Here is a 16,008-nt window from a genome sequence, read left to right as displayed (position 1 = left end):
TCAGCCCTCACCCCCGACGACACCGTGCGCGCGCCAGGCCGGCGCGTCGACGCGGCCCCTCCCGCCGGGGCCGGGTGCTGCGTACGCTGCTGGTTCTCACCGTGGTGCTCGTGCTGTGCGGCGGTGCGGCCGCCTGGTACCTGTACCGCGAGATCGACAGCATCGGATCCTCCTCCGCCCTCGGCTCCGACGCCCCCAAGTCCCAGGACGGCTCGACGAACATCCTGCTCATGGGCCTGGACACGCGGAAGGACCAGAACGGCGACGACCTCCCGGCCGACGTCCTGAAGAAGCTGCACGCGGGAAGCTCCGACATCGGCGGGTACAACGCCAACACGCTGATCCTGCTGCACGTCCCCGCCGACGGCGGCAAGGCCAAGGGCTTCTCCATCCCGCGCGACGACCTCGTCGACATCCCCGGCCACGGCAAGGACAAGATCAAGAAGGCGTACGGTCTCGCGAAGGCGGACGAGGAGAGCAGGCTCCGGGCCCAAGGCGTCACCGACCAGCGGGAGTTGGAGCGCGCGGGGCGCGAAGCCGGCCGCCAGTCGCAGATCAGGACCGTGCGGCAGTTCCTCGGCGTCCCCGTCGACCACTTCGCCGAGGTCAGCCTCTCCGGCTTCTACCGTCTCGCCGACGCCCTCGACGGCGTCGAGGTCTGCCTCAACAAGCCCGTCAAGGACCGCTACTCCGGCGCCGACTTCCCCGCAGGCCGGCAGAGGCTGAACGGACAGGAGGCCCTCGCCTTCGTACGCCAACGGCATGGTCTGGAGCGCGGCGACCTCGACCGCACCCGCCGCCAACAGGCGTTCCTCGCCTCGGCCCTGCACCAGGTCAACAGCCTCGGCACGCTGACCAACCCCGCCCGCCTGCTCGACCTCAAGGACGTCGTCAAGGACAACGTGGTCCTCGACAAGGGCTGGGGCGTCTTCTCCTTCGTCCAGCAGGCCAAGAACCTCACGGGCGGCAAGGTGGAGTTCACCACCCTGCCGGTGGAGAGCTTCGCCAAGCACAACGGCGAGGACGTCAACATCGTCGACCGCGACCTGATACGGCGACGCGTGCAGGAGCAGATAGGAGGGGCGGACGAGAAGAAGCCGGACGAGAAGGGGCACGCCCACAAGCCCGCTTCGGGCGACACGCCGTCCGACTCCGATTCCGATTCCGACTCCGGTACCCCGCAGCAGAAAGTCGACGGAGGCGGTGTGCCGTGCGTCGACTGAACGCCCGGCGCGCCGAGGCCCTGCTGCTCGCCCTCGCCCTGACCGTCGTCGTCTACGGCCACGCCGCCGCGGGCCTCGCGCTGACCGGTGAACTCCCCGCCCAGCTCCTCGGCTTCGGCGTCTCCCAGCTCTGCCTCGCCACCGCCGCCCATCTCGCGGTGCGCAGGTTCGCCCCGTACGCCGACCCGCTGATCCTCCCGCTCGCCTTCCTCCTCACCGGCCTCGGTCTCGTCCTGATCCAGCGTCTCGACCACGCCTACGCCACCCGCTTCGACTCCGCCCCCGCGAGCGGCGGGCAGCTCGTGTGGACCGTCCTCGCGGTGGCCGCCGCCGTGGTCGTGCTCTGGGCCCTGCGCGACTACCGGCAGCTGCAGCGCTACCTCTACGTCACCATGGCCGCCTCCCTGGCCCTGCTCATGGCGCCCGCCTTCTTCCCCGGGGACACCTACGGCGCCAAGCGGTGGGTGTACCTCGGCCCGCTCTCCTTCCAGCCGGGCGAGTTCGCGAAGGTCGGCATCGTGGTGTTCTTCGCGGGCTTCCTGGTGCTCAACCGCGACGCCCTCGCCTGCACGGGACGCCGCGTGCTCGGCATGACGCTGCCGCACGGACGGCAGATCGGCCCGATCGCCGCCGTGTGGCTGCTGAGCCTGCTGGTCCTGGTCTTCGAGCGCGACCTGGGCACGTCGCTGCTCTTCTTCGGCGTCTTCGTCGTCATGCTCTACATCGCCACCGAACGCACCAACTGGGTGGCGTGCGGCATCGCCATGACGCTGGTGGGAGCCGCCGCCGTCGGCGCGACCGAACCCCACGTCCGGGGCCGCGTCGTGGCCTGGCTGCACCCCTTCGACATCTACCTGCCGCCCGACCAGCGCCCCGCGGGACTCGTCTCGGACCAGGCCGCCCAGGCCCTGTTCGGCTTCGGCAGCGGCGGCGTCACCGGCACCGGCCTCGGCCAGGGCCACCCCGAGCTCATCGGCTTCGCCGGGCGCAGCGACTTCATCCTCACCACCGTCGGCGAGGAGCTCGGCCTGGCCGGGGTCATGGCGGTCCTGCTGCTCTACACGCTGCTGGTGGCGCGCGGCTTCCGTACCGCCCTCACCTGCGGCAACCCCTTCGGGAAGCTGCTCGCGGCGGGCCTGTCCGTGGTGCTCGCGTTCCAGGTGTTCATCATCACCGCGGGCGTCACCGGCCTGATGCCCTTCACCGGAAAGGCCCTGCCGTTCCTCGCCCAGGGCGGATCCTCCATGGTCGCCAACTGGCTGCTGATCGCCCTTCTGCTGGCCGTCAGCCACCAGGCGCGCCGCGACCTCGGGCACGAACCCGTGTCAGACGCGCAGACCGATCATCCCGAGCCCGTCGACGGCGGCCGGCGAGAGCGTCGACTCGTCCAGGCCGGACAGGGGCTGCCAGGCGACGGCTGACGTGGAGTCGTCCGAGGTGGCGACCCGGACGGGGCCAGGCGCGAGCTCGACCACGTAGAACAGCCCCACCAGATGCCAGCTCACCCCGAGCCGACGGGCCGTGTACGTCCGCGCGTCCACCAGGCGCGCGCCCAGGAGTTCGAGGCCGGTCTCCTCGCGCAGCTCGCGGGCCAGCGCCTCGCGCGGCTGCTCGCCCGGATCGATCCCGCCGCCGGGCAGATGCCACCGTCCGGGCTCGAACACCGGTGAGGCGTCCGAGAGCCGAGTCAGCAGCATCTCGTCCTGCGCGGTGGCGACGGCGTACGCCGAGACGCGCGAACGCACGTGTTCCCCCATGGTGCACCTCCGGTTCCCCGGAGATCGTACGTCGGGTCCGGGCCCGCCCCCACGCGGACCCGGACCCGACTGTCCCTGGGCGGGGTTACGAGGCGGAAGGCACCACCTTCACGTCCGCCGCCCGCACATAGCCGATCCGGTGCCCGTACTGGACGACGTAGTACATGTCCTTGCCGCGCACCACCTTGTGCGGCGCGGTGTCGAACGTCGGGGCGTAGAAGTACTCGCCCGGGACCTTGTCACCGATCACGTACTTCTGACCGGCGAGGATCTTGTACGGGAGCGGGGTGACCGCCTGCACGGGCACGCCCGCCGGGTAGGCCTCCTTCTCCGGGTACGCGCGCCCGTACACCGGGATCTCGCTCGCGCCGTCCTTCGGCGTGAGCACGAGGGCCTTCGCGTCGACCGCGGTCGGCTGCTTCCTCGGGTTCTTGAACCAGGCCTTCTGGCCGAGGTACCAGACGGCGGTCCAGTCGCCCTCGCGGTCGGCGACCGCGTACTGCTGGCCGGTGGAGAGCCGCGCGCCGACGTCGTTCACGTCGATCGTGGAGTCCTGGCCGCCGGGGCGCTTGCCGATGTCCTTGATCAGCGGCGCGTCGTCACGCGGCTCGGTGTGCACGCGCACCGCGGCCGAGCCGTGCGGCACGCACTTCTCGCCGGGCTTGACGCAACCCGTGTACTCCGGCTGGTTCTTGGAGTACTGGGGCGCCACCGTGACCACGCCGCCGTTCGGGCCCGCCGTGCGGCGGAACGGCTTGCCGAGCAGCGTGAAGTAGTGCTGCCAGTCCCAGTAGGGGCCCGGGTCCGTGTGCATGCCGGGGATCGACGACGGCACGGTGCCCTGGACGTTGTCGTGGCCGAGGATGTGCTGGCGGTCCAGCGGGATGTCGTACTTCTTGGCGAGGTACTTCACCAGACGCGCCGACGTGCGGTACATCGCCTCCGTGTACCAGGTGTCGGGCGCGGTGAGGAAACCCTCGTGCTCCAGGCCGATCGACTTGGAGTTCACGTACCAGTTGCCGGCGTGCCAGGCGACGTCCTTCGCCTTCACGTGCTGGGCGATGTGGCCGTCGGTGGAGCGCAGCGTGTACTGCCAGGACACGTAGGTGGGGTCCTGGACCATCTTGAGGACTCCCTCCCAACGGCCCTCGGTGTCATGGACGATGATCGAGTCGATGCTCTGGCTCTTGGGCCGGTCCGACAGGTCGTGGTTGCCGTAGTCCGGATTGCCGTTGGGGTCCTTGAACTCCTCGTACGGCGCGGGGATCCACTCGCACGACACGGTCTTCGGGCACTCGGTCCCGCCCGCGGCCGCCTTGCGCAGCCCCATGCGCTGCACCTGCGCGGCATCCGGCCGCAGACCGGGCTCGGCCGCGAGCGCCACGCGCTGGCCCGCGTCCGTGGTGCGCCGTTGGCCGTCGCGGATGACGGCGAACACGTCGTTGGCGTACGTCGCCGCGGTGGCCTCGTCGTCCGCGCCGGAGAAGCGGGCGACGGCGCCGTACCAGTCGGCGGGGTCGGAGCTCAGCGGCTTGCCGAGCTTCTTCTGGGCGGCGGCGAGCAGGGCCGCGCCGCCCTCGACGTTCGCGGCCGTGTCGGTGCGCAGCTCCTGCGCGGAGCGACCGGTCAGCTCGGCCGCGCGGGGCAACGTCTTGAGGCGGGCGGGGAGTTGGGACTCCTCCGGGACCTTCGCGGTGGGCGGCGGGGCGGGGCGTGAGGTGTCGCCGCGCGGGTCCTCCTTGCCCTCGCTGTGGTGCGGGGCGCTCGCCAGGGCGGCGCGGGCGTCGGTGAGGTGCATGGGGCCGTAGCCGCCGGTGACGCTGGCCGCGCCGCCGTGCGCGTCCCAGCGGGACTGCAGGTACGAGACGCCGAGCAGCACGCTCTGCGGGACGCGGTACTCGGCGGCGGCGGCCGCGAAGGCGCCCTGCAGCCGCGTGGCGGAAGCCTGTTGGGGTGCGCCCGACGACGGTGCCGCGCCGAGCAGCGGGACCAGCAGACCGGCCGACGCGAGGGCGCCCGCCGTCCTGACGGTGCGTCTGCGCGCGGACGGGGTACGGGCGGTGGCGGATCCTCGCAATGCAGCCTCCTGGGACTCCTGGGCCGATGAAGCGTGACGGGGCGTGCGGGGCCGGGCGTGCGTCAGTGGTACCGGCTCTCCGACGATCCGTCAATCATGCCCAGGAGACGGGATTTCCCATGTCAGCGCCGGTCCCGGCGGGTTACGGGCGGGTTTTCGCCAGGGGCGGCCCCACCGCCTGCGGTGCGTCAGTGGAGTGGACCAATGAGCGGTACGGAGATCCACCTGTTCGGGGGAGCGAGGAGGGGGCTCCCGGGGCGGGAAGGCTTCGCCCGAGGTCAGGGGCCGACGGGCCGCAGCAACGTGAACGCGCGGTCGACCAGCGTCTGCCGGTCCTCGGTTCCGCCGGAGGCGAGCCAGGCGCGGTTCGCCGAGTCGAGGGCGGCCGCCGCGGCCGAGGTGAGCGCGTCGGCGGCGAACGCGTCGAGCTCCGTGCCCGGACGGGCGGCCAGTGCCTCGGCGACCCGGGCGCGCCTCTCGTCCCGCTTGCCGTGCCGCCGGGCCCGCAGCGACGGCGTCGACTCGATGAGCGTGAGCTCCGCCAACTGCCGCTCGCAGGAGTGGATCCGGCCCTGCCGGGCCCCGAGCATCCGGTGCGGGCAGCCCCACGGGGCCTCGTCGGCCGGGCGGGCGAGGACTTCGTCGGTGACCTCGTCCGCCATGGACCCGACGCTGCCGAAGACCACGTCCTCCTTGGCCGGGAAGTACCGGAAGAAACTGCGCTCGGACAGCCCCGCGGCGCGCGCGATGTCCTCGACCGTCGTCTCCTCGTAGCCGCGCTCGGCGAACAACTCCAGGGCCAGCAGGGCCAGTTCGGCCTTCATCGCCCGCCGGGCGCGGGCCACCAAGGCCGCGCTGATGGCCATGAGCCACCGGTGCGCCCGCCGGGCCGAGCCCGACGGGATCGCCGTCGACGTCGCCTGTCCGGGGCACGCCTGCACGCCCGGCAACCGGGCCACCCCGATGGGGGCGTTCCCGTGGGCATACCGCCCGGCGGCCCCGCTGGTACGCCTGCTCGGCCCGGTCCTCCGCGCCGACCTCGCCGAGCCGGCCCGGTCCAGCGTCCATCTGGCGTCCGCCCCCCGAACTGGCGGGTGTCACCGGCGCGTCCTTCGACGCCAAGTGCCGCCGTGTGCCGTGGCCGGTGTTCGCCACGGACGAGGCGACGGGCACGGCGGTGTGGTCCCTGTGTGAACGGCTGGCGGGGGAGGGACAGGCCCCTGGACGAGGGCCTTGTCCTTGAAGGCCGTCGTCCCCCGACTGCCCTGCGGGGCGGGATGGGAGCGGCTCCCCCGCGCGGGGGAGGGACCCCGCGCCCCGGCCGTCGCGCAGGACGAGTGATCTTCGTTCCTCGGCTCGACGCCCTGGCGGGGCGCCCGATGGAAACGTGGCTCTCGCACCCGAACTCCCATCCCCGCCAGGTGACGTCCGGCCCCCACCGGGTCGCCTCGCACCGTCCTTCAGGAGGCACGGACCATGTCCGAGTACGCCGTCACCGTCCCCCGCCCCGGCACGGCCGCCGAGGTTGCCCCGCCGTCGCTCCGGGCCGTCCGCGCCGCGTACGCCTCGGCGCTCTCCGCGACCGTCGGGTTCATCCCGCTGCACGCCGTCTGGGCGCTGGGCATCCCGCTGTGGGCGGACGAGGACAAGTTCCACGACTGGTACGAGCTCGGCGGCGGCCCGTACCTCTTCGTGCTCAACGGCCTCGCCGCGCTGGCGGGGGTCCTGGCGCTGAGTCTGGTCAGACCGTGGGGCCTGGTCTTCCCGAAGTGGACGCCGCTTCTCGCGGGGCGGCCCGTGCCGCGCCGGACCCTCGCGGGCACCGCCTTCGGCGTCTCGGCCCTCCTGCTCCTGTACACCGTCTGGGCCGCCGTGCGGCTGGTCGACGACTTCGGCGACGACGGGATCTTCAGCCCCTGGACCGTCGTCTACGGCATCCCCCAGTTCCTGGTGTGGGGCGGCGGCCTGTTCGTGGCGGCACGCTCCTACCGACGCCGCACCGCGGCCCCGGTCAGTCGATGACCGCGGTCGCCTCGACCTCGACCAGATACTCGGGCGCGGCCAGCGCCGCGACGCCGACGAGCGTGCCGGGCGGCACCGGTGTGCCGCCGAGGTGCGCCGCCGCCCGAGCGATCCCGTCCAGGAACAGCGGCATCTTGTCGGGGGTCCAGTCGACGACGTACACGGTCAGCTTCGCGACGTCGTCGAAGGAGGCGCCGGCCGCGGCCAGAGCGGTGGCGATGTTCAGATAGCACCGCTCGGCCTGCGCGGCGAGGTCGCCCGTGCCGACCGTGGCCCCCTCGGCGTCCACGGCGACCTGTCCGGCGACGAAGACCAGCCGTGATCCGGACGCGATCGACACCTGCCGATAGACGTCGACCTCCGGCAGTCCATCGGGGTTCATCAGGGTGAGGGTCATGCTGAGCTCCTCCTCGTCGTGCTCTCCAGCGGTTACCGGGGAACCGTAGGAAACCCCGCGCTGACATGGAAGAACGCACTTTTCGGTGACTGGGGAACCTCCAGGTGACCCAGCAGTTCACGGGCACGAACGGCCGCCGATCCATGGCCAAGGGAGCCGGGCCGATATCCGGACTCCCCGGTCCACCGTTGCGATGACAAGCTGGGACGTCGGCAGAGGGGACATGGAAGCGTGGCGGACGCACGGGAGCCGGGGCGAGAGCAGCAGTCTGAGCCGGAGCCGGAGCCGGAGCCGGAGCCGGAGCCGGAGCCGGAGCGAGAGCCGGAGCCGGGGCAGGAAGCAGGGCTCGGCGGGCTGCTGCGCGAGGTGCGGCGCCAGGCGTCCCGCGAGGACGGGCCGGACCTGCGCAGGATTCTCGACTTGCTGCACCGGCAGACCGGCGTCCAGGCCGCGGTGGTCGCGGACGCCGCGGGCGCGGTGGAGTCGGCCACGGCAGGCTTCCCCCGGGAGGTGCTGCACCCGCTCGCTCCCCTCCTGGTGCGCCTGTCCGACGGGCAGTTGGCCTCGGCCGCCACGGAGTACGGATCGCTGCACGTGCGCTGTGAAGCCCTCGGGCCGTTCGGGCCGCGCCCGGTGCTCGTGGTGGTCGGCCGCGCGGTGCCGACTCCGCAGGCGCTCGCCCTGACCTCGTACACCGCCAACGTGCTCGCACTCCTGCGCCGAGCGGAGGGCGGCGACCGGATGGGGCGCGTCTACCACGACAAGGCACGCCAGTTGCGGTTCGCCGTGCTGCACGGGCTGCTGGCGGGGGGACCGCTGCTGGCCCGCCGGATGACGACCGGTGCCGTGCCGCCGCTGCTGGACGCGGACCGGCTGCGCATCCACCTGTTGCGCTGCCCGAGCGCCGACCGCGACCGGATCGCGCAGGCCCACCAGGACGCCTCCGGCTACCACGGCACGGCCCTGATGGTGCACTGCCCCGTGTTCAAGGAGCACTTGATCTGCCTCATCGCGGAGGCGGAGGCGGAGGCGGCGGAGACAGCGGCGGCGACGGAGACGGAGGCCGCGGCGAAGGCAGAGGCCGGGGACGGAAGCAGCGCACCCGCCGACCGGGCGCACGGCCTGGGCGAGACCCTGCTCCGTCTCGTACGCGAGAATCCGCGCTATGCGCTGGGCGTCAGCGGCGCGCAGCCCCTGACGGCCACGGCCGAGGCCTACAGCCAGGCCGTCCACGCGCTCGCCGGCGCTCCCGCCACCCCGGGCCGCGTCGCCTTCTACCACGGCCGCACGCCCCTTGCGGGCGTGCTCCCCCAGCAGCCCGCCCTCGCCTGGGCCCGAGCGTTCCTGCGGCCGCTCGACTCGATCTCGAAGGCCAGCGTCGACATCACCCGCCTGGCCGTGAACATCCCCCGGTCCGGTGTGGCCCGGCTGCTCGGCCTCAGCCGCAACACCGTCGCCGCCCATCTCCGACGTGCGGAAGAGGCCCTGGGGCAGGACCTCGCCGACGTCCGCTGCCGTGCCGCCTTCCAGCTGGCGCTCGCGCTGAGCAGCACCTGTGCGGCTCCCGAAGCCGACGACCACCAACTGCCGCCCACGCTCGACGACTTGCTGAGCATCGAGGCCGCGGCCGCCTGGGCCCAGACGGTCCTCCGCCCCATTCAGCCCCGGCAGCGCCGCACCCTTCAGGCGTGGATCGACGCCAACACCGACGCCCAGCGCGCCGCTCGCCGCCTCGACATCAGCCGCAACACGGTCCGTGCCCATCTGCGCGCCACCGAGGCCGTCCTCGGCCGCGATCTGCTGACCACCGGCGCGGGTGCCTACGACGTCGTCCACGCCCTGGACATCACGGCGGCGCGCACCGCCTGAGCAGCGTGCACAACCGGCGCCCGTAGTTGAGCACCGTGCACATTGGCCGACGAACACGGCGACTTCTAGCGTAGGGACAGAGCCGTAGCGGACTGTCGGGGGTAGCCGTGCTGCGCATGCACTTCACCGGGGGAGACCTGTCCCGCACCAGGGTCGCCGACCAACCGGACCCACTGTGGGAGATCGTCCTGAGCATGCACCAACTCCAGGAACGCGCAAGGCAAGGAGCGCCCGCCACCGCTCAGTGGGGGGCTCCCCGTCGGCAGCAGGTGCTGCGTGCGCTGACTCCGCTGATGCCGTCCCGCGGATACTTCCCGGACTTCCTCACTCCCGCGGCGGCGTCGGGCGGTCTCGGGAGCGGGATCGACGCCGTGCTGTCCACTCCCAGACGGCGGCTGCGCCGCGAACTCACCCTGCTGGCGCGGGACAACGCGCTGCCCTCCTGGACGCGGTCCCTCGCCGACGGCGATGCCGGCACACTGCGCCGGCTGGGCCGGGCCCTCCACCGCTACCACGAGTGCGTCCTCGGGCCCGTGTGGCAGGACGTCGCCGTCCGCGTCGAGGCCGACCGGCGGCACCGCACCGGGGTCCAGTGCCGCGCGGGGACCGAGGCGATGCTGCACACCTTCCGGCCCATGCTGCGCTGGCGGCCCTCGGTGCTGTGCGCCGACTATCCGGTCGACAGGGACGTGCACCTCGGCGGCCGCGGCCTGCTCCTCGTTCCCTCGTACTTCTGCCGCCGCAGGCCGGTCGCTCTCCTGGACGAGGAGTTGCCGCCCGTCCTGGTCTATCCGGCCCATCCGCCGGTCCAGGACCGGACGACCACGCCGGACTCCCGCCTCGCACCCCTGTTGGGCCCCACGCGCGCCGCTGTGCTACAGACCCTGCAAGTGCCCTGCACCACCACGGAGTTGGCGAAGAGGGCGGGGGTTTCCTTGTCGTCGGCCAGCGAACACGCGGCGGTGCTGCGCCGGGCCGGTCTGATCGCCAGCGTGCGGGAACGCCAACGGGTGCGGCACATCGTGACGAAGCTGGGCGCTGATCTGCTCGACGGCGGTGCGCATGCTTCCCTGCCCTGAGGGGCCGGGAAGCATGCCGCGCCGATCAGGGGTACAGGGCAGTGGCCCAGTTGTCGAACCGCCCCATGTCGCCGTCCGAAGAACCCGCCCTGAGCTTGAGCTTGGGACCGAATCCGTCGAGATAGGCGTTGCCGCCCGGCCCGGACTGCTTGTTCCTCCAGGAAGAAGCCTTCTTGCCGAAGCCGTAGTCGGTCAGGTCGACCGCGTACTCGCCGCTGAACCTCAGCATGCGGCCCGTGAAGTTCTTGCCGGCGTAGAGGCAGATCCAGCCTTTGTTGCACTTCTTCTCGGCCGACCCGGCCTCCTGCGCATGGGCCGCACCGGAAAAATTTCCCACCGTCATCGCGGCAAGAACAGTGCCCGTCACGATCGTTGCGGTGATACGCATGTTCTCCGTCCTTTCCCGTTCAAGGAATGCGTGGGCCGAAGCGGCTCGCCGGCCGAACCGGCGAGCCGCAGTGAAGGGCAGAGGCCCCGATCAGGGATAGACGGCGTTCGCCTTGTTGTCGAACTTGCCCATCTTCTTGACCTTGCCGGGGTCGTAGGACCACTGAGTGCCCTTGCCGCTGTTCTTGGTGGAGAACCAGGCCCTGCTGCCGATTCCGCTCTGCCGGTTCCAGACCGAGGACGTCTTGTTGTTGAAGCCGTACGTGCCGAGGTTGTTCCACCCTCCGTCGTTGAACCGGAGCATGCGGCCCCTGAGCTTGGTCTTGTCGTAGAGGCAGACCCAGCCCGGATCGCACTTGTACTGCTTGGCGAACTCGGCCTTCTCCGCGCGCGTGTCGGCGGTTTCGCGGTCCCAGCAGCGCGCCTTCCCGGTCGCCCCGACCTCGCAGACGTCCGCGCCCTCCCAGGACGTGCGCAGGTCGATGGAGTCTCCGTCGAGCGTCGCCCGGGCGCCCTGCGGATGACCGGTCGACCCGGCCTCCTGGGCGCTGCTCACGCCGGCGAAGGTGCCCGCCACCATGGCGGCGGCAGCGGTGCTCGTTGCGATCTTCGCAGTGATACGCATGTTCCCTCTCTTTCCCGCCGCGTCGGCCCTGCGCTTTCCGTGGGGCCGGCGGGCGGCTTCGGACATGTCGAAGGTAGAGAGGGGAGAGGAGGGAAAGACATGGGTTTCGGGGGAGCGCGAAACATCGAACTCCCGTGCGCGTTCCCGGAATTGCCGGGGCATGATTTCGGATCGGGCCGCGGGGAACGGGGGTGACCCGCGCCCCATTTCTGCCGGAGGCCGGGTGCGCCTTCCGCGTGCGGCCCGCCAGGCGAATACGTGCGGCCCGTCAGGCGAATACGTGCGGCCCGTCAGGCGAATGCGTGCGATCCGTCAGACGAAGCGGCGCACGAACGTCAGTGAGGCGTCCGCGACCTCCTTCCACCTGCTGTCCAGGGTCAGCGCGTGGTCCCGGCCGTGGAGTTCGATGATTTCCGTGACGCACGGGTTGGGCTTCTGACGTTTGTACGCGCCGCTCGCGAGCGCCCAGGGCACCGCGTTGTCCTGGCCGCCGGAGATGATCAGGAGCGGGCCGCGCCCCGGGTTGCGGTAGTCGGCCTTGGCCTCGGTGCGGGGGTTGAAGTTGGCCATGGCCGCCTGCATGGGCGGGGCGCACGGCGCGGGGACGGCGTACCGCTCGTAGATCGCCTTGGCCTCCTCCTCGCTGACGGCGTTGGCGTAGGCGTAGCGGAACTGGCGGTACGTCAGGGGCTTGGCGCGCTTCCGGTTGGCGGGGTTGGCGATCATCGGGAGCAGCGAGCGCACCGTGGACACGGGGAACGCGAGAACACCGCGGAACGGCGCCGGGTCGATGGCCACCGATGCGGTGGACAGGCCGCGCCCCGCGAGGATCTGGGTGAGCATTCCGCCCACGGAGTGTCCGATCACCACGGGCTTGCGCTCCAACGTGCCGATGAGGCCCGCCAGATGATCGGCGACCTGCCCCACGGTCCTGCCCGCGATCGCCTCGGGGCGCTCCCTGGCCTCGGTCACCGTGGCCGGTTCGCCGGGCCAGGTCAGCGCGACCGGGGCGAACCCCGCGGCCTCGAAGTGCGGGAGCCAGTGGTCCCAGCTGCTTGCCAGCATCCACAGGCCGTGCACGAACACGGCGGGCGTGCGACCGGAGGCGTTGGCCCGGTCGATCTGCTCTGCGTCGGTAGCGGACATACCCTGACGCTACGGTTGCAAGTGCCGTGCCGTAAGGGAGAGTTGGCGGTCTGGCCGATACTGCCGTGTGCCCTTCCGGATCGTGCGGTCGCGGGGCGCGTCGGGCTCGCGGGGCTCACCGGCGCCCGGGGCCCACGCGGCAGGGCACCGCCACCGCTTCAAGGCGCCCGGCTTCAAGGCGTCCCGCATCAGGGCATCCCGCTGGGACAGCTACCGGTCCACGCCCGCCGTGCCGCTCGATCCCTGACGGGAACGCACAAGCTGTATCTGGTGTTCAAGGCTCCGCAGGACAACTCGTTCGACGTGGACGCGGTGCAGTTCGCCGCGTCATAGGCAGTCGGTCATAGGCAGACCGTCATAGACAGTCCGTCATAGGCGGTTCGTCATAGTCATGAGGTAGTAGCCAGGGGCATACGAAGGTCCGCGGTGCGCCACTGCTCAAAGGCGCACCGCGGACCGCCGTCCCCGTCAGCGAGTACCGACTGCCGCTCGCACGGCCCGGCGGGCCAGCTGGCAGTCGTCGTGCAGCCGCCTCAGGAGCAGCCGCTGTTCCTCGCCGGACGGCGCAGCACCGGGATGGGCCGGGCCCGGTGCCGCCGGGGCCGATTCGTGCATCGAACGCTGCACGGCCGTTTCGTACGTACGGATCTCTCGGGTCAGCACCAGCATCAGGTTGACCAGGAACGCGTCGCGCGCCGCCGGGCCCGCCGCCTGTGCCAGCTGACTGATCTCGCGCCGCGCCACCGGGGCGTCACCGAGGACCGCCCACAGCGTCGCCAGGTCGTACCCCGGCAGGTACCACCCCGCGTGCTCCCAGTCGACCAGGACGGGCCCGGCGGGCGAGAGCATGATGTTCGACAGCAGGGCGTCGCCGTGGCAGAACTGCCACATGGACTGGTGGCCGTTGCCCTGATGGGCGACCGAGTGCGCGATGCCGTGCAGCAGCTTCTGCAGGTCGCCCATGTCGCGGTCGGTCAGCAGTCCCAGCTCGTGGAAGCGGGAGATCCGCTTGCCGTAGTCCAAGGGCCTGCCGAACATCTCCGTCGGCGGCCGCCACTGGTTGAGGCGGCAGATGGAGCCGAGCGCCGCCCGGATGTCCGCCCGCGGCGGGGCCTCCGCGGGGTGCCGGTGCAGTGCCGCCACGCGTCCCGGCATCCGCTCGATCACCAGCGTGCAGTCGTCGGGGTCGGCGGCGATGAGCCGCGGCGCCCGGACCGGCGGACGGTGCCGGACGAACGCGCGGTATGCCGCTATCTCGTGCCTGATCCGCTCGGCCCACAGAGGGGAGTGATCGAGTAAACACTTGGCGACGGCGGTGCTGCGCCCTGCCGTACCGACGAGCAGCACGGTGCGGCCGCTTCTGCGGAGCACCTGCACCGGGTTGAACTCCGGGCAGATGCGGTGCACCGAGGCAATCGCGGTGCGCAGCTGCGCCCCCTGGGGGCCGGACAAGTCGAGTCTCCCGCTGAGCGGTTGGTTCCCGGCGCCCGGCACTCGGCGCGTGCGGCCGCCGCCGAGCTGCGCGGACGTGGGGCGCAACGGCTCCAGATAGGGGCCGTTCCCCGATGAGGGGGGCACCTCGCGGGTCCGGGGGACCGGGGGGCGCGGGTGGAGCGGCCGGGGCGGGGCGGACACGGAGGACGATGCTGCGTACATGGGCGATACAGATCCCTTCGTGTGCCTGCGAGTTGCGTGCGCCTCCCGGCCCGATCGCTTCGGGTGCACCCTGGGGAGTGCCTTGCGGCGACCGGGTCGGGGTGGCGCACTCCTACCTGACACCCGTCGTCCCCTGGCACACCATGTGGCGCACCCTGGCGAACCCTGGCGAATAGTCGCTCAGCAACTGACAGAGGGTTACTGTCAACTCAGCCGAGAACCTGGGGGCTTGACGTGAACGGACAACCCAACACCCGCCTTTCGGACCTGTTCGGCCTGGCCGGCTGGTCCAAGGGGGAGCTCGCGAGACTGGTGAACAGGCAGGCGGCGGCCATGGGCCACCCCCAACTGGCCACCGACACCTCGCGGGTGCGGCGGTGGATCGACATGGGAGAGATCCCGCGCGATCCGGTGCCGCGGGTGCTGGCTGTTCTGTTCACCGAGCGTCTCGGCCGTGTCGTGACCACTGAGGACTTGGGTCTGGTCCGGCACGGGCGCGTAGGGAAGCGGCGTGGCGACGGGAGTGTGGAGCACCCCGACGGCGTGCCGTGGGCGCCCGAGCGGACGGCCGCGGTCCTCACCGAATTCACGGGAATGGACCTCATGCTCAACCGACGCGGCTTGGTGGGCGCGGGCGCTGCGCTTGCCGCAGGCTCCGCACTCAGCAGCGCCATGCACGACTGGCTGCACGCCGATCCGGCTCTCGCGGCCGACGCCCCCCGACTCGACGACCCCCTGCACGCCGACCCCGCCGGGTTCGACCGCTATGAGGCCGCCCCCATCGGGTCCCAGGAGATCGAGGAACTGGAGCGCTCGGTCGAGGTGTTCCGCGCCTGGGACGCGGCCCGCGGAGGCGGGCTGCAGCGCAAGGCCGTGGTGGGCCAGCTGAACGAAGTGGGCGGCATGCTCGCCTACCGGCACCCCGAACACCTCCAGCGGCGCCTGTGGGGCGTCGCTGCCAACCTCGCCGTCCTCGCCGGCTGGATGTCGCACGACGTCGGCCTGGAACCCACGGCGCAGAAGTACTTCGTCATCGCGGCGCACGCGGCCCGAGAAGGAGGGGACAGGCCGCGTGCGGGCGAGGCGCTGTCGCGGGCGGCACGCCAGATGGTGCACCTGGGCAAGCCGGACGACGCCCTTGACCTGATGAAGCTCGCCAAGTCGGGCGCGGGCGAGGAGGCCCTGCCCCGCACCCAGGCGATGCTGTACACCATCGAGGCCTGGGCACAGGCCTCGATGGGCCGCGGACAGGCGATGCGGCGCACCCTCGGCCTCGCCGAGGACCTCTTCGTGTCCGACAAGGGGGACGTGCCGCCGCCGAGCTGGATGCAGATGTTCGACGAGGCGGACCTGCACGGCATGCAGGCCCTGGCCTACCGCACCCTCGCCGACCACGAACCGTCCGCGGCGAACATCGCGCAGCGGCACGCCAAGGAGGCGATCGAGCTGCGGGCCAAGAACCGCGACCGGTCGCAGATCTTCGACTACATCTCGCTCGCGTCGGCCTGCTTCATCGCCGACGACCCGGAACAGGCCGATCGGTACGCCAGGTTGGCGCTGGTGTCGATGCGGGCCAACTCCTCGCACCGCACCTGGGACCGGCTGCGCGAGATGTACCGGCTCACGGCGCAGTACGCCGGATACCCGAAGATCCAGGACCTGCGCGAGGAGATCAAGCTCGCGCTGCCGAGGGGGGCCAAGGGGGCGGGGAGGACAGCAAGGGCATAGCGCGAGCGCGCGTGGAGCAAGGCCAGGTCCGCGCGGTCAACA

14 protein-coding genes are annotated in these 16,008 nt (G+C 71.7%); 6 read left to right on the top strand and 8 right to left on the bottom strand.

Annotated elements, in window-relative coordinates:
* Positions 1-74 precede the first annotated feature (74 nt).
* Together ACZ4D5_RS23835 and ACZ4D5_RS23830 are read left to right on the top strand one after the other, a co-directional pair.
* Positions 75-1,223, top strand: a complete 1,149-nt coding sequence (locus ACZ4D5_RS23835) for an LCP family protein (protein ID WP_467774406.1) — start codon at positions 75-77, stop codon at positions 1,221-1,223.
* Positions 1,211-2,644 (top strand): FtsW/RodA/SpoVE family cell cycle protein, encoded by a 1,434-nt coding sequence (locus ACZ4D5_RS23830; protein WP_467774405.1) that lies wholly within the window; start codon positions 1,211-1,213, stop codon positions 2,642-2,644. The genes ACZ4D5_RS23835 and ACZ4D5_RS23830 overlap by 13 nt, the downstream gene beginning before the upstream one ends.
* Here ACZ4D5_RS23830 and ACZ4D5_RS23825 read toward each other — a convergent pair.
* The 3 genes from ACZ4D5_RS23825 to ACZ4D5_RS23815 form a co-directional block, all read right to left on the bottom strand.
* Positions 2,549-2,980: an NUDIX hydrolase gene (locus ACZ4D5_RS23825; RefSeq protein ID WP_467774404.1), complete on the bottom strand. Its 432-nt coding sequence runs from the start codon at positions 2,978-2,980 to the stop codon at positions 2,549-2,551. The genes ACZ4D5_RS23830 and ACZ4D5_RS23825 overlap by 96 nt on opposite strands.
* 85 nt (positions 2,981-3,065) lie before the next feature.
* Positions 3,066-5,057: an N-acetylmuramoyl-L-alanine amidase gene (locus ACZ4D5_RS23820; protein ID WP_467774403.1), complete on the bottom strand. Its 1,992-nt coding sequence runs from the start codon at positions 5,055-5,057 to the stop codon at positions 3,066-3,068.
* 278 nt (positions 5,058-5,335) lie between these two features.
* Complete coding sequence (locus ACZ4D5_RS23815; RefSeq protein ID WP_467774402.1) at positions 5,336-5,923, bottom strand: TetR family transcriptional regulator; 588 nt, start codon at positions 5,921-5,923, stop codon at positions 5,336-5,338.
* A gap of 610 nt (positions 5,924-6,533) precedes the next feature.
* Between ACZ4D5_RS23815 and ACZ4D5_RS23810 the strand changes: the two genes are divergently transcribed.
* Entirely contained in the window at positions 6,534-7,079 is a 546-nt protein-coding gene (locus tag ACZ4D5_RS23810) for a hypothetical protein (RefSeq protein WP_467774401.1), read from the top strand.
* Here the strand turns inward: ACZ4D5_RS23810 and ACZ4D5_RS23805 are convergent.
* Entirely contained in the window at positions 7,069-7,476 is a 408-nt protein-coding gene (locus tag ACZ4D5_RS23805; RefSeq protein ID WP_467774400.1) for a RidA family protein, read from the bottom strand. The genes ACZ4D5_RS23810 and ACZ4D5_RS23805 overlap by 11 nt on opposite strands.
* Before the next feature lie 231 nt (positions 7,477-7,707).
* On the opposite strand from ACZ4D5_RS23805, the gene ACZ4D5_RS23800 reads away from it, so the two are divergent.
* Complete coding sequence (locus ACZ4D5_RS23800) at positions 7,708-9,345, top strand: helix-turn-helix domain-containing protein (RefSeq protein ID WP_467774399.1); 1,638 nt, start codon at positions 7,708-7,710, stop codon at positions 9,343-9,345.
* A gap of 116 nt (positions 9,346-9,461) precedes the next feature.
* On the top strand, positions 9,462-10,424 hold the full coding sequence (locus ACZ4D5_RS23795; protein ID WP_467774483.1) for a DUF5937 family protein: 963 nt from the start codon (positions 9,462-9,464) through the stop codon (positions 10,422-10,424).
* Between the two features lie 25 nt (positions 10,425-10,449).
* On the opposite strand, the gene ACZ4D5_RS23790 is transcribed toward ACZ4D5_RS23795, so the two are convergent.
* From ACZ4D5_RS23790 to ACZ4D5_RS23775, 4 genes are all read right to left on the bottom strand, one after another.
* Positions 10,450-10,812, bottom strand: coding sequence for a peptidase inhibitor family I36 protein (locus ACZ4D5_RS23790; RefSeq protein ID WP_467774398.1), 363 nt, complete (start codon positions 10,810-10,812; stop codon positions 10,450-10,452).
* 90 nt (positions 10,813-10,902) lie between these two features.
* On the bottom strand, positions 10,903-11,436 hold the full coding sequence (locus tag ACZ4D5_RS23785; RefSeq protein WP_467774397.1) for a peptidase inhibitor family I36 protein: 534 nt from the start codon (positions 11,434-11,436) through the stop codon (positions 10,903-10,905).
* Between the two features lie 312 nt (positions 11,437-11,748).
* Positions 11,749-12,582, bottom strand: coding sequence for an alpha/beta hydrolase (locus tag ACZ4D5_RS23780; RefSeq protein ID WP_467774396.1), 834 nt, complete (start codon positions 12,580-12,582; stop codon positions 11,749-11,751).
* Between the two features lie 468 nt (positions 12,583-13,050).
* Positions 13,051-14,238, bottom strand: coding sequence for an aminoglycoside phosphotransferase family protein (locus ACZ4D5_RS23775; protein WP_467774395.1), 1,188 nt, complete (start codon positions 14,236-14,238; stop codon positions 13,051-13,053).
* A 234-nt stretch (positions 14,239-14,472) separates the two neighbouring features.
* Here ACZ4D5_RS23775 and ACZ4D5_RS23770 point away from each other — a divergent pair, with 234 nt between their 5' ends.
* Complete coding sequence (locus ACZ4D5_RS23770; RefSeq protein WP_467774394.1) at positions 14,473-15,966, top strand: DNA-binding protein NsdB; 1,494 nt, start codon at positions 14,473-14,475, stop codon at positions 15,964-15,966.
* Positions 15,967-16,008 lie beyond the last annotated feature (42 nt).

The organism is Streptomyces sp. NPDC025651 (assembly GCF_055558735.1).
The sequence above is the reverse complement of the archived record's forward strand: the minus strand, read 5'-3'. Positions and strand labels throughout refer to the sequence as shown.